Annotated in this window: 1 protein-coding gene; it reads right to left on the bottom strand. The window is 46.5% G+C overall.

Going from position 1 to position 16,487, the window contains the following annotated elements; translation table 11 throughout:
* Positions 1–4 precede the first annotated feature (4 nt).
* On the bottom strand, positions 5–16,477 hold the full coding sequence (locus AXI57_RS17920) for a non-ribosomal peptide synthetase (RefSeq protein ID WP_141292137.1): 16,473 nt from the start codon (positions 16,475–16,477) through the stop codon (positions 5–7).
* Between the last annotated feature and the right edge of the window lie 10 nt (positions 16,478–16,487).

Raw genomic sequence — 16,487 nt, 5'->3', positions numbered from 1 at the left:
CTCCTTATATCAGTTGTTGGATCTTTGTGCTGTCTCCCGGATGATAGCTTCGCAGTTTTTGAATGGTAGAGCTATGTTCTTCCGGATACACTTCAATGGTTTCTTTTAACTGTTCCGCTTCACTGGCAGCTTCGTTTGCCATTTTCATCAGCACAAGCTGATGTAACGGTCCGCCAAGCAGTAATTCCAATGCTTCCATGGCTTCTGGGGCTTCAATTGAGCCTATGCCCGCCTGAGCCATTCTCTGCTGATAATCGGGTGAGGAAACAACGCCGACGCTGCCCCAATAACTCCAATTCATCACGGCCACTGCACAAGGCCATACTTGCGAAAGCCAATGAGCAAAAGCATCTTTGAAACTGCAGCCTGCTGCGTAATTACTTTGTCCCGAAGCCCTCGCAAATGATTGTACTGACGAGAAAAACAACGCGAAGTCCAAAGGCTCATTTTGGAAGACTTGGGCCATTCGCACACTTACATCCACTTTTGCCGAAAGAACATTTCTGAAGCGTTCTTCGGTCATATTGGCAAGGCTCTGGTCCTGTAAAACGATGGCAGAATGAACGATTCCATTAATCTCTTGATGCATTAGTTTAATTTTTTCATATGCGTTTTCTAAATCTACTTGGTTTGCCGCATCAGCTTCGATATAAAACGGGGCCGGCCCCAAGTCCGCAAGCTTGTCCAGCTTGGCTTGGATGGCTTCATCCTTTTTCCTTCTGCCAATCCACACCACATGGGCTTGGTATGTTTTAATGACGTATTCGCTCCAGGCTTCTCCTATACCGCCTGCGCCTCCTATCACAACATATACGCCTCCATGCTTATACTTGGACTGAACAGATTGGGTCTTGTGCACGGGGACAAGGCGCTGTTTGTGCCAAATCTTATTCCGGCAGGCCCATGTATTCCCATCCCGATCGCCCGGTAAGGACCATATCTCTGGCGACCAATCATCAGCAGCGCCTAAATCAATCAGTGTTGTCTGCCAATTGGTGTATTCTTTTGCCATGGAACCGATCAGACCGTGAATCCCTGCGTGTACAGGATTTACAATGTCATGCTGATCGACAAATTGGGTGTTCTCAGTCACCACCGTCCACTTTATATCCCTGTCTCCGCAGCCTAAAGCGAGCATAGCCTTTATGACTTTGTACATCTTGATAACTCCTTGGTTCTGAGCTTCAATCATTTCATTGTCCGCTTTCTTCCCGGCAGAACGGGCCGAAGCAATCCAGACAATATGGTCAAACGCACCGCATGCTTTCAGCTTGTATTCAATTTCATTAATACGATCATGCTGATCTATAGTCAGAGATTGCACGTGCGGGTACTGACTTTGAACAGCCTTGCTGCTCTTCTCATCTCCTCCGATAATGACCACACGCTCAGAAGCTGATGGAACGACTCTGCTCTTTTCCACATGAACTTGATTCCATAACGGCGCCATCAGAAGCGCTCCATTAAGTGATTCCGTCACTTCGGGCGTCTTCCGGTCACGGGGGCTTTGGCCGTCTTCTTCAAGCACCCGAGATGAGATGCCCTTGATTCTCACGCATACCTGCCCTTGTTCATCACACAAGTCTATATCCAGCCTTTGGATTCTCTCCTCGTTTGTACGAGATGTGACAGACGCCCACATTCGGCCCGTACATTTACTAAAGACTTCAAGTTCTTGCAGTGCGAAAGGCAAGGAAAGCTGATCGTCACCTGAATTCAGCTTTAACCCGATCGACGCTTGTAAAGCAGAATCCGCCATGCTCGGATGAAGAACGAATTGATCTGTTGTGCCAGAGACCGAAGATGGCAAGGAAAGCTCCGCCAATGCTTGATTGCAGCCGATATATAAGTTTTTGATTCCTTGAAGGCCCGGGCCATAATCTATGCCGATCGCCTTAAATAACTCATAGCACTGTTCCGCTGAAATCGTGTTTTGATTGCATTGCGCCTGCAAAGTGCCGATATCAAGCTTTGGCATTTCTTGAGCGCCGCAGATGACTGCGCTGCCTTGGCTGTGAATATGTCGTTCGTTCTTTTCACCATCAGTATAGATTTCAAATGCAATCTCACCGTCCTGATGAGGGTCGAGACTGATGTCGACTTGAACGGGCTGGCCGTCTGATACAATCGGCTGAATCCATACGACATTTTTTATCTGGATGACAGACTGTTTATCTTTCAGCCCTCTGACCGCCTGCGTGACGGCAGCGTGCACCATTTCCAGATAAGCCACGCCCGGCATTACCGGACTGCCCTGCACCATATGATCCTTAAAGAAATATTCCTGACCGGTAAAGACTGAGCTGAAGCGCTGCTCTGACAAGTCGGATATGTTCTCCTGTAATAATGGGTGGATGACTGCTGCACCGGCGCTTTTTATTGATATTTGATGTGTTTGATCTTTTTCTTTCATATCCGTTATCCAGTAACGTTCTTTCGCAAATGGATAGGTCGGGAGGCTGAGACGTTTCGGCTGATCCTCTCCATACAGGCTGTTCCAATCCATCTTCATTCCTTTCACCCATAATTCAAGCAGCTTTGCGTAAGTCCTGTGCTCCCATCCATTTTTCATGGCTTTCTGCGTTTCTTCGTCCGCCATCAGCGTCTGTAATGCTCTTTTGTCAACTCTGCCTCTGTACAAGCCCTCCGCATTTGTTTGGCCTGTTATAAATTTTTTCAGTTTTTCCTGCAAGTCTTGAACCGAGACGGCGATGATCCCCAACCTTTCCTCCATTTCATCACGTCCCGCTTGAAGCGTGTACGCAACATCAATGAGATCACTGTTTGTAAAGGATTGCTTGCTGATAGCTTCTGATAATTGCTGCGCTTGTTCTTTCAGACGTTCTTCTTCTTTTGCCGACAAGACAAAGATGCCTGGATTTTGAGATGACACAGCTGGCGCTTCAGCAGCCGGAGAGGTCTCTTTTGGAATATATTCCTCGATGACCACATGGGCATTTACGCCTCCGATGCCAAATGAACTTACTCCTGCCCGGCGAGGCAATTCCCGGCCTTCTGCATCTTTGAGCGCCTTCCATTCCCTTGATTCCTGCACGATATAAAACGGACTGTCTTCAAGCTTAATATACGGATTGACCGACTCGCTGTAGAGACTCTTCACAAGCGTTTTGTGCTTTAGCTGCAACAAGATTTTGATGACGCCCGCTACACCGGCCGCAAGCGACAAATGCCCGATGTTTGTCTTTGCTGACCCCAGTCCGCAATGGCTCGTTTGAACAGAAGGGTCTCCCGTTTTCTCATACAGCGCTTTAAAGGCGGCCTTCAATCCGTTGATTTCCACCGGATCCCCGAGCTCTGTTCCTGTTCCGTGCGCTTCAATATACGTCACGGTTCTCGGGTCAATGCCAGCCTTCGTATATGCGGTTTTTACGACTTCTGCTTGTGCCTTCGGATTAGGGGTTGTCAGAGAATTGGCGCGGCCGCCGTGATTTACCGCACTTCCCTTAATGACTCCGTAAATATGGTCCCCCGCCTGCTCAGCCGCTTTCAGTTTTTTCAAAAATAGGATTCCTGCTCCTTCGCTGACTGCAAAACCATCTGCTTTATCTGAGAATGTTTTGCATCTTCCTTCTTTGCTAAGCGCTCCGGCTTTATCATAGGCGATATGGCCTTGAGGCGTTACAACTGTATTGACGCCCCCTGCGATCGCCATTTCGCAGTTCCCGGCTTCAATCGCACATACTGCGTGATGGATAGCGACTAAGGAACTTGAACATGCCGTATCAATGGGTTCGCTCGGCCCATGAATATTTAATAAATAACTGACCCGGTTCGGGCCTGCTGAAGGACTCATGTTAGCGGCAGATGAGCCTTCTATTTCTACATTGGACAGCAGTGAGCTGTATCCCGTATTTCCTGTACCGATGAAAATGCCCGTTTTTGACCCTGAGAGGCTTTGAGCTGAATATCCCGCTTCTTCGATCGCTTTCCATGCATAGGTCAGTAATAGACGCTGCTGAGGCTCCATCTGCTCAGCCTCCAATGGAGAAATGCCAAAGAACAATGGATCAAAATCGGCGACTCCGTCAATAAATCCGCCCCATTTGACATTCGTTTTATTTGCTTCTTTTAAAGGATCTCCGTAAAACTCCCGCCAATCCCAGCGGTCTTTCGGCACTTCGGTAATACAATCTACGCCTTCTTTCAGGTTGGCCCAGTATTCCTCAACGTCCTCTGCTTTCGGAAAAACCCCGCTCATCCCTACAATGGCAATAGGCTCAGGTGCCTGGTCAGCCACTGTTTGCACAGGAGGAACTGTTTGTTTTGCAAACCGCTGTTTGTGTGAGAATCTGTTGCCTTCTATGTTTTTTTCAACAGACTGTACAGGTTTTTCAACTTTCACATCCGCTGCAAATTGTGCTGTAAACTTATCCAAATACTCTTCTGACAAATACGCTGCAAAGGTATTGACTGTTGCATATTCAAAGAAAATCGTAGGCGTCAGATCCAGCTTGTACTCATCATTAAGCTTGTTGGCAAATTCAGTCAGCGTGATGGAATCAAACCCATATTGATTAAACTCAACATCCGCATCAATCTCTTCAGGTTTGATTTTAAGCAATTGAGATATCTCTTGCTTTAAAACTTCCTCAATTTGATTCGACAAGGCTCCATCCTCGATTGCTGCTGCCGGGTCCACTGGTTCCTGCACTGTTTCCTTCGGCTCGGCCGCAGAAGGCGTCTTTTGAAACAACTTATCCTTCATGATGTCTCTGATGCCTTCCATGACAATGACGTTATTTGTGCCATAGGCCAAGCCTTTATATAGCGCCTGAATACCGGTTTCAGTCCGCATGGCAGTGACACCCGTGTTTTTCAATGTCATCTTTTCTGTTTCTTCATCTACATGCATGCCGCCCTCTTTCCATAACGGCCAATTGATCGACAAGGTTTTTCCGTGCCGGTACATGGACGTCACAAGCGCGTTGCGATAAGCGGCGTAGCTGTCCATAAAAGCATTAGCCATCGAATAATCCGCCTGGCCCGCGCTGCCGACGACACCTGATATAGAGGAAAAGAGGATAAAGAAATCTAACGCCAAATGCTCGCTTGCCTCATCCACGTTGACAAGCCCTTTTACCTTTGGTGCCAGTACTTGCTGCAGTTCTTCCTTGTTTTTCGTAATCAGATAATTATCTTTAATGAGACCCGCGCTATGAATAATGCCATTCAGGTCGCCATAATCCGCTGTTATGCTTGTGATTAAATCTGCCACAGCAAGCTTTTGCGTCACATCTATCTGTCTGTACTCTGCCCGGGCACCCGAGCGTTGAAGTTCTTTAAGCTGGGAGTGCTTATCCGCACTCAGCTCAGACCGCCCTGTGAGAATAAGCACGGGCTGGTTGACTTGGCTCACAATTTCTTTAGCAAAAATAAATCCAAGTCCTCCTGCGCCACCCGTGATGAGATACACGCCATTGTCCTTCCACGGCATTGTTATTTCACGATCGGTTTCGTTAACTTCGCTTAAATCAGCAATATAACGTTTGCCCTTTTCATACTTGATATGCCGGTCTTCTGCGTTTCTTTTATTCTCTTTTACTTTCTCTGCAATACTTTCAATCTCTTCATTTGGCTCTATTTCGATCATTTGGCCTTTCAGTTTTGAGTTTTCCAGACCGGCGGTTTTAAGCAGCCCCGTCAAGCCTGAGAACAATTGCTGTTTGCTTTGCGCAGCGGCAAGCGTTTGAATCAATACATGTCCTTTCGGCTTACTTTTGAGAATGCCCTGTATGGTTTCAAATGCCTGCTCTGCATATTCTTGGAATCTCTCTGCCAATCCCTCGTGAACGGACTCCAATACGATGCATTCCGCCCCTTTGATTCTCATTTCGATGCTTTCTTTTGAGATACCGTTCATTTCACAAACCATCACGATATGCCGTTCATATTCAGGGTCGCCATCTTTTCCTGCATCCTGGTGTATCCACCCGGGCTCCAGCATTAATGTTTCCCTCGTTTGCGTATTCCCCGCTGCATCGGCTTCTCCTTCCGCTGCTCTGAAAGACAATCCTTTCATCCGTACGCAAACATTGCCGTTTTCATCGCAAATATCGATATCCCGCTTCTGCACCTTATCAGTCGCTTTGCTGTCTTTGCTGTATCTGGCGTATGCCCACATAACAGAAGAACATGCCCCAAAGACCTCAAGTTCTTGGACTGCAAAAGGCAGCATCAGCCGATTATCGCCGGCTCCTGTCAGAATGCTTGATGCCTGCAATGCGGAGTCCATCAGACCCGGATGCATTGCGTATTGATTCACCGTATCCAAAACAGCCGGGTGTAACGATAGTCTTGCCAATACCAGATTTTCTCCTGTGTAAACCCTCTCTACCCCTCGAAAAGCCGGGCCATAGTCAAACCCTATCATTCTATAAGTGTCATATACTTCGCTGACAGTGAATTGACTTTGATTGCACTGCGCCTGCAGAGAACGCAAATCAATGACAGGCACATCTGCATCAGGGTTCAATACAGCACTGCCCTGACTGTAAACGACTGGTTTTTCATCAGGGGCTTCTGGATTGCTGTAAATTTCATACGCGATCTCACCATGATCTTCAGGACTAAGCCCAATGTGAACCTTGAGCGGCTGATCTTCTACAACGATCGGCCGCACCCAAACCGTATTTTTCAGCTTGATGCTGTTCTGGCCTTCTTGTAATTCTGCAGCCTGTTCGATAGCAGCCCGCGCCATTTCAAGATGCGCCACTCCCGGTAAAATCCGCTGCCCTTTTACAACATGATCCGCAAGGAAAAATTCTTCTCCCGTATAGATGGAACTAAACCGCTGTTCCATGAGATTCGACGTATTCTGATGCATTAATGGATGTAACACAGCAGAAGTGACTGAATGAGAAGCTCTTTTGTTTGAGTCAAGGGTTCTGTTCTTTTCACTATTGTCAGAAATCCAGTAGCGATCTTTTGCAAACGGATAGGTCGGCAAACTGATGCGTTTCGGCTGATTATCGGCATACAGCTTGGTCCAGTCGACATCCAGTCCCTTCACCCATAACTCAAGCAGCTTGGCAAACTTGCCGCGCTCCATCCATTTTTCAATGGCCTCTTGAATTTCTTCATCCGTTGTCAGCGTTTGTAATGTGCCTTTATCAATCTTGCCTCTATACAAATCTTCTACATTGCTTTGACCTTCTGCAAACTCTTTTAATTTTTCTTGCAATTCTTGAACCGATCCGGCAATAATCCCTAACCGTTCTTCCATTGCGTCGCGCCCGGCTTGCAGAGTGTAAGCGATATTGATGAGATCTTCGTCTTTGTATGATTTACCGATCGCATCTGCCAATTGCCTCGCATGTTCTTTCAGCCGCACTTCATTTTTCGCGGATAACACAAAGATTCCCGGATTTTGAGAAGTGATGTACGGCGTTTCAACAGATGATCTTGCGGAATTCGGAACATATTCTTCGATGACCACATGGGCATTGACACCGCCGATGCCAAATGAGCTTACGCCTGCACGCCGCGGCTGCTCTTGACCTTGTTCGTTTTGTATCGTTTTCCACTCTCGTGTTTCCTGCACGATATAAAACGGACTGTCCTTCAGCTGAATGTATGGATTGATAGACTCGCAGTGCAGACTTTTCACTAGTGTTTTGTGCTTAAGCTGCAACAAAATTTTGATAATGCCCGCTGCACCGGCTGCAAGCGATAAGTGCCCGATGTTTGTCTTCGCCGAACCCAATCCGCAATAATTGCTATTGACAGCCGAATCTCCTTTGTTTATATCCAATGCTTTAAAAGCGGCCTTTAATCCGTTAATTTCAACCGGATCACCCAGTTCCGTTCCGGTTCCGTGCGCTTCAATGTAAGTTACCGTTTTCGGATCAATTCCCGCCTTTTTGTATGCTGCCTGAATGACTTCTGCCTGTGCCTTCGGATTAGGCGTTGTCAAAGAAGCAGCACGGCCGCCGTGATTCACTGCGCTTCCTTTGATGACTCCGTAAATATGATCTCCCGCTTTTTCAGCTGCTTTTAATTTTTTCAGAAACAGGATGCCGGCCCCTTCACCGTGTGCAAAACCATCAGCTTGATCTGAGAATGTTTTGCATCTGCCTTCTTTGCTTAATGCTCCCGCTTTATCAAAGCTGATATAAACCTCCGGCAGGATAATGGTATTTACGCCGCCGGCTAACGCCATGTCACAGGTGCCCTCTTCGATAGAAGAGATCGCATGGTGAATGGCGACTAATGAGCTCGAACACGCTGTGTCTATAGGTTCACTCGGGCCATGCAGATTAAGGAAATAGCTGACCCGGTTCGGACCGACTGACGGACTCGTGTTTGCCGCTGCAGAACCGTCTATTGCCGAGTTTGCTTTTGAAAGAAGCGAACCATAGCCTGTATTGCCCGTCCCGATGAATACGCCTGTTTTTGTGCCTGACAGACTTTTCGCCGAATACCCCGCATCTTCAATCGCCTTCCATGCATACGTCAATAACAGACGCTGCTGAGGCTCCATTTGCTCGGCTTCGCGCGGGGAAATACCGAAGAATAAAGGATCAAATTCCCCGATTCCATCAATAAAACCGCCCCATTTGACGTTTGTTTTATTTGCCTCTTTGGCGGGATCTCCTTGGTACTCGCGCCAATCCCAGCGGTCTTTCGGTATTTCCGTCATGCAGTCCTTGCCTTCTTTCAGGTTATGCCAGTACGCATCAACATCTTTCGCCATTGGGAAAATGCCGCTTATCCCTACTATGGCGATTGGCTCAGGAGCAGATTCACCCTGCATTGTTTCCGGCAGGATCACTTGCCGTGTACGTCGCTTTTTGGCTGTAACTTGAATTTGTTCTTCTTTTTTATCTGCAGCCGGAATACGAGACTGTGTTTTGGCGCGCACCGTAAATTTTTCCGCAAATACAGCTTCATATTCTTGTGCCAAATGTTTGCCAAACTCATGAATCGTCGGATGGTCAAAGAAGATGGTAGGCGTCAGTTCAAGTTTAAAATTCCGGTTTAAGTGATTGGTGAATTCCGTCATGGATATGGAATCGAAGCCATATTTCGTCATCTCGGCATAGTCATCAATATCTCCAATCTTCACCTTTAGTAATTTGGCTACCTCTTGTTTTAAAACAGCTTTCACTTTATCCAGCAAGCTGCCGGTATCAATTCTTCTTATTGGTTCAGCTACAGTTTCCGTTACCTTCTGTTCAGCAGAAGCCGGAGCCTGTTTTTGCAGAAGTTTTTGCTTGATTTTCTGCAAATCGCCTTGGATGACCATGACCCGGTTCATCTCGGAATTCAGCGCTTGGTATAACGCCCCTATGCCTTTTTCTGCTTCCAAAGGAACGACTCCGGCCATTTGCACAAGTCTTTCTTCTGTTTCTCTATCGACCTTCATGCCGCCCTCTTTCCATAATGGCCAGTTCACAGATATGGTCTTTCCGTGCCGCTGCCCAAGATCAGCCAGCGTCCTGCGATATCCGGCATACGCATCCATAAATACATTAGCCGCCGCGTAATCCGACTGCCCGATGCTGCCTATGCTTCCAGAAAGAGATGAAAAGAGAATGAAGACATCTAAAGCCATATCCTTACTCGCCTCATCTAAGTAAACAAGTCCTTTTACCTTAGGTGACAGCACCGCATGCAGTTCCTCTGCTGATTTCTTGATCATATAGTTGTCTTTAATGATTCCAGCGCTATGAAGAATGCCATTAAGACGGCCGTACTCTTGCTGAATGTCGTTAATTAATTGATAGACTCCGATTTTATCGGTAACATCCATTTGTTTATAGGAAACGTTTGCTCCCATATTGCGAATTTCTTCAAGCTTTCTCTTTTTGTTCTCTCCAAGCGGTGAACGGCCTGTAAGAATGAATGACGCATGTTGCGTCTTTTCGGCAATTTCTCTTGCGAAAATAAGGCCTAGGCCTCCCGCACCGCCTGTGATGAGATAAACACCATCGTCTTTCCACGGATGTCCGGCTTCATGATTTGCAGGTTCTAATTCATTCCAATCGGCGATATATCGCTTACCGTTTTTGTATCTGATATGTGCGCCGCGGTTTGTTTGATTTTCCTTCAGTTTGTCAGAAATGCTTTCCCAGCCTTCTTTATCGCTGATTTCAATCATTTGGCCTGTCAGTCTGGCATGTTCCAGCTCGGCTGTTTTCAGCAGTCCTGTCATCCCGGAGAACAATTGCTGTTCGCCTTCTGAGGAGGTGACAATTTGAACCAGAATGCTGCCTTGCGGTTTACTCTGAAAAATAGCTTGAACCTTCTTAAAAACTTGTTCGGTATAAGAATGGAAGCGTTCCTCAAGTGAACCAGGTCTTCCATCTAAATTGAAAACAACATGCCCCATTTCCGCTTCAACGCGATCCCGGATTTCTTGGTCATATTCGCAGAAGAACACAAGATGCTCCGCATATTCATGAGCCTGTGCGCCGGGGGCTGCGTTTTGCTCTTTCCAAACAGGTTCAAGCATTAAGGTTTCTGAACCGGCTTCAGATGGTGCATCCCCATCCATCACTCTTGTCGAAAATCCTTTTATACGTACGCAAACTGTTCCATGCTCATCACATAGATGAATATCGACTTTCTGTATTAAGTCCCCCGGTTTATTTTTCTCATTGAATTGAACATAAACCCACATATCAGGAACGCAATGATGAATGACTTCAAGTTCCTCTAAAGCAAACGGCAATGCTGCTTTGAAGTCCTCCTCACTGCCAGAAAGCCCGGCCCTGGTGATATTTTGCAAATATTCAGCGGCCTGTAACGCTCCATCTATGACACTCGGATGAAGGACATATTGGTCTTGCGTATGAGAGACGGAGTCCGGAAGAGATAACTTGGCGAGTAATTGGCCATCTCCCATATAAACAGTCTCTACAGCTTTGTATCCCGGCCCGTAATCAGCTCCGATCATTCCCGCATAGAATAACGCGGTATCCATGCTGCCTTGATTACATTGATTTTTTATAGCGGCAAGATCCAACGCAGTCACATGATCTGTCTGGCATAATTCCGCAATGCCCTGGCTGTATAATACAGGATCTGTGTCAGCGTCTTCCGGTTCGCCGTACATTCTATAGAGAATCTGCCCGTCATCCTCATCATAAAGTCCAATATTGACTTTGATCGGCTGATGCCCCGCTACAACCGGACGAACCCATACCACATTTTTAAGACGGATGGTCCGCTGTTCTTTTACATCATCCAGCCCTTGTTCGACAGCGGCTCTGGCCATTTCAAGCGTGACAGCCGCCGGCACGATCGCCATTCCCTTAATGATATGCTCGGCAATAAAATATTCTTGCCCGGTAAAGATGGAACTGAACCGCTGCTCTGATAAAACAGAAGTATTATGGTGCACCAATGGATGCAAAAGAGATGGTCCTGCCGATCGTTTATCATCTGCGGCGCTGATTTCAGGCCAATAGCGTTCTTCAGCAAAAGGATATGTCGGTAAACTCATGCGCTGCGGCTTCGCATGCGGGTAAAGCCTCCGCCATTCAACATGAAGGCCCTCTGCCCACATCTCGGCCAGCTTTTTCTGCTTGCCTTTGGAAAGCCATGATGAAATCAATTCTTGTGTTTCATCGTCTTCCAGCCATGGCGCAGCATCTTTGATTCGTGACTTCTCTCCTTGAAAACAGCCTTTTGTCGGCAGCTTTCCATCTATAAAGTTCTCCAGCTGCTGTTTCCATTCTTCAACATCACTCGCCATAAAGACGACTCTGCTGTCCATTGCTTCCCGGCCGATCTGGAATGTGTACGCCACATCTGCTAAACAAATGTGCACTTGATCTTTCCGATTGATAAATGCCAGCAGTTCTCTTGCGTATGCTTGCAGGCGCTCTTTGTTTTTGGCCGATACAGGAATGAGGTACGGCGGATTTCCCTTACTTTCCTCCCTGACATCTGAGAAAGAGGCATATTGTTCGAAAATGGCATGGGCGTTAGTTCCTCCAAGCCCAAACGAACTTAGAGCCGCACGATGTACCGTCTCCTTTTTTTCTAATGACTTCCCTTCCTTGACCACATAAAAGGGAGAGTCGTCCAAATTGATGTTCGGATTCGGCTCGCGGTAGTTGATGGATGGCGCAAGCTCATTGTGGTATAGGCTCATGGCGACCTTGATGCAGCCGGCTAGACCTGCGGCTGTGTCCAAATGTCCAATATTGGTTTTCACCGAACCGATTCCGCAAAATTGTTTTTTGTCTGTGTACTGTTTATAAACCTGATTCAAAGCGGAAAATTCAATCGGGTCTCCTAATTTGGTTCCTGTCCCGTGTGCTTCAATATAGCTGACCGTTTCGGGATGAATATTTGCTGCATCCAATACGTTCTGAATGACTTCTGTTTGCCCCTTTACGCTCGGTGCATAAAAACCGACTTTATCCGCTCCGTCATTATTCAGACCGATTCCCCTCATGAGGGCATAAATATGGTCTCCGTCTTTCACCGCATCCGCGGCTTTTTTAAGCAGGACGACCGCCACTCCTTCGCCTCCGGCCATTCCGTCGGCAGACGCATCAAACGCCTTTACATGTCCGTCACTTGAAAAGTTCAATCCAGTTTGATGAACATAACCTATGCCTGACTGCGCGTGCAATGTCGCTCCTCCGACTAAAGCATATTTCGCTTCACCTGAAGTTATACTTTTATACGCTTGATACAGCCCTACTAACGATGAAGAGCAGTTGGCATGGACAAAGTAGCTGGGTCCCTTTAACCCGAGCTTATGTGAAATCATCGTTGGAATGGTTCCGCTTTGGGCCAGCACCCATGACACATAGCCGTCAGGAGATTCGTGCCCTTCTGTTGACTCCGCTGGCAATAACGATCTGTACGAGTTATTGCTTGCCGACATATACACACTTGTACCCGGAATCTCTTTAGACACATAGCCTGCATCCTCTATGGCTTTCCAAGAATGCTGCAATAAGAGCCGAAGCTGCGGGTCCATAAATTCAGCATCTTTAGGAGACATTTGAAAGAAACCAGGGTCGAACAAGTCTTTTCCTTCTATTGCGGATTGCGCAGGAACATAGTCAGGATGTTGAATCAGTTCTTCCGGCACGCCGCAAGTGCGCAGCTCCTCTTTTGAGAAGAACTGAATGCTTTCCTTGCCCTCTTTTAGGTTCGTCCAAAAATCATGATGGTTTTTCGCACCCGGAAATTGACATGAAATGCCCACAATCGCCACGCTGTCTTCAGCATATGGCGGGAGCGTTTGCTGTTCCGGCTGTTTTTCATCCCTTTTCATTTCCTGCTGTTTGTCAAATGAGGAATGGACCGCATCCGTCTTTTTGGATTCAATAATGTATTGACTGATTGCTCTGATGTTGGAGTACTCAAATAGTTCCGTTACACTAAACTCGAAATCCAATTCTTTTTTGATCCGTTCAGCCGCAGTCACGGCAAGAAGAGAATCGCCTCCCACATCGAAAAATCCGTCTTCTGCTCCAAACCCGCTGACCTTGAGAATGTCCTCCCAGATACGGTGCACTTTATCCTCTACTTCCGATAACGGCAGAAGATTTGTTTTCTTTCTCTCCAAAACTATCTTCCGATACTCCAGATCTTTCCGGTTCACTTTCCCGCTCGGCGTTAACGGCATCTCATCCAAGCGGATAAAGTGCGAAGGAATCATATATTCAGGCAGGCTGGATTTCAAATGGCGGCGCAGCTCTTTCGGATCAACAGCCGACTTTTGCTCGGTATAATAGGCTGCCAGCCTTTTATGGCCCTCCAGTTGATTGACGACTACCGCTTGATCCAGAATTCCCGGATATTCACTGAGTTTCGATTCAATTGCGCCTAACTCAATACGGAAGCCGCGGATCTTCACTTGGCTGTCAATGCGTCCCAAATATTCGATATTACCGTCAGACAGCCACCTGGCTGAATCACCTGTTTTGTAAAGCTTTGTTCCCGGCTCAAACGGATTGTCTATGAATGTTTCCGCTGTCAGCTCTGGCTGGTTGTAGTATCCTCTCGCCAATCCGTCTCCTGCGATACAGAGCTCACCGGGCTTTCCGATCGGAACAGGTTGTAGGTGCTGATCCACAATATAAATCCGCGTATTGGAAACTGGCTTTCCGATCGGCGTATGATGACTGGAAATCTCCTCTTTCGTGCATCCGAAATATGCAGCGTAAATAGAGGCTTCCGTAGGTCCGTAAATGTTTTCAATACTGCTGTTTTTAAAAATAGCGACCGCCTTTTTCACCAATTCTTTAGGGAATGCTTCTCCCGCAACCATCATATATTTGATCGGGCCATTCTCTGTAAAACCCTTATGATCTGCCGCCATTTCTAAAAAAACACTCAGCATGGCGGGGGCGAAATTGATGTGGGTCACTTGGTATTTCTCAATATAGTCCATGCATAGCTGGGGTGATTTTTCCCCGCCAGGCGGAAGAATAATGAGACGGCCATTTCCTATAAACCACCCGAATAATTCCGATATTGATACATCAAAAACATAGTTTGTTTTCAATAAATACGCATCTTCAGCGGTGACGGGATAATGAGCTTCAAGAAAATTCAGGGTATTCATAATGCTTCTGTGTTCGACCATGACCCCTTTAGGTTTCCCCGTACTGCCGGAGGTATAAAGGATATAAGCGAGATGATGCGGTTTTACCTCCCGTTTCAGGATTCTGTTTTGTTGAGTCAGGTTAGTTTTTTCGCAGGCAGAGTCAATAGTTATGATGTTTATGTTTTTCACATGCAATTGCTCTATTTTGTCATATACTTTTGATTGCGTGAGGACAATTGATACTTCACTATCCTTGAGCATGAATTCTAATCGCTCTTTCGGGAAATTCGGATCAAACGGCACATACGCACCGCCGGCTTTGAGAATACCCAAAATTCCGACGAGCATATCCAACGAACGTTCCGTACAAATTCCGACCGCACTTTCCGGGCCTGCGCCTAGTTCTTGAAGGTACACTGCCACCGATGTGCTTTTTTCATCTAATTCCTGATATGTAAGAGTTTCTTCTTCAAAAATAACCGCAATCGCATCAGGGGTTTTTTTCGCTTTTTCTTCGAAAATTTCATGGATGCATTTGTCTTTTGAATCATCTGTCTCTGTCGCATTCCACTGGTTCAGCAAATTGGTTTGCTCTAGATGTAATAGGTTAGAGTACGTCTCAAGTGACGCAGACGGATCGTGTATGATCTCTTCCGCAAGCTTTATATAGTGTCCCATCATCCTCTCAATGGAGGATATTTCAAATAAATCAGGATTATACAGCAGATGAAGCGCTGTTTCATCGCCCTGCTCGTAAACTTCCAATGCCAGTTCAAACTCCCCCTCTTGGCGAAGTTCTTCAACAAATTCGATGCCGAGAGTTTGATATTGTTCCAGCATGTTGTTTACACCTGCTGTTTGAAAGAAATTCTGGTAGAGAAAGGCCGCTTGAAAAACAGGAGACTCCGCTGCCGCGCGGTCTACATGTAATTCTCTTACCAGCGCGGGAAACGGATATGCAGCATGGTCCAGGCCATCAGCTACTGTGAGCTGCAAATCACGAATGAAGTCTGTGAATGTCTGTGTGCCTATTTCCTTACTCCGCACCGCAATCATATTGATAAAATAGCCGATGATAGATTCAAAACTGTCTTCAGGCCGCCCCATCGTCGGCATTCCGACAATGATGTCCTTTTGATTCGTATAGTGATGCAGCAACACTTTATAAAGCGCGAGAAACACAACAGATTCATTCACGTGATGGGAACGTGCGAATGATTTGATTTGTTTGCCCAGTTCATGAGGGAGCAAGCTTTTATAAGCCTGCCCCTTCCCTTTCTGAGCTGAAGACCGGGGATGGTCGGCCGGAAGCTCAAGAACAGGCAGTGTCCCGGAAAGCTGTTCTTTCCAGTAAGCAAGATGCTCTGCCCCTTCTCTTGTATCCAGCATGTTTTTCTCCCAATCAACAAAATCATGATAGCTTGCTGATAAAACCTGTAAAGCCGGCTCTCTGCCTTGAATAAATTCTGAATACGCATCTAAAAGCGTTGAAATAAACGTCAACAGCGAAACACCGTCAAAAATCACGTGGTGAATCGTAATAAGCGCCATGCATTCATCCTTTGATAAATGAAAAAGATGAGTGCGCATTAACGGGCCTTTATCCAGTACAAAAGGTTCTTTTGCTTTTTCTCTGATGAAAGGCAGAATGTCAGATGAATTCATATCTGACATATCCGCTTCCTCAAAATGAAGAGTCTTTGATGACTCAGCCGTTTGAAAAGGAATCCCATTCTCCTCTTTGATCACACTGGTTAAAACAGGATATTGTTTCTGCACAAACAGAAGGGCTTTCTTGAATTTCTCTATATCTAATTTCTTACTGATACGAAAGCATAAAGGAATATTATAAGCGCCCATATCAGGAGACATTTTTTGAAGCATCCATAACCCTTTTTGACCTTCTGAAAGCGGACCTTTAGACGATTGCCGCTTTATGCCTTGAAGC

It is taken from the genome of Bacillus atrophaeus, from assembly GCF_001584335.1.
Taxonomy (GTDB): Bacteria; Bacillota; Bacilli; order Bacillales; family Bacillaceae; genus Bacillus; species Bacillus atrophaeus.
The sequence above is the reverse complement of the archived record's forward strand: the minus strand, read 5'-3'. Positions and strand labels throughout refer to the sequence as shown.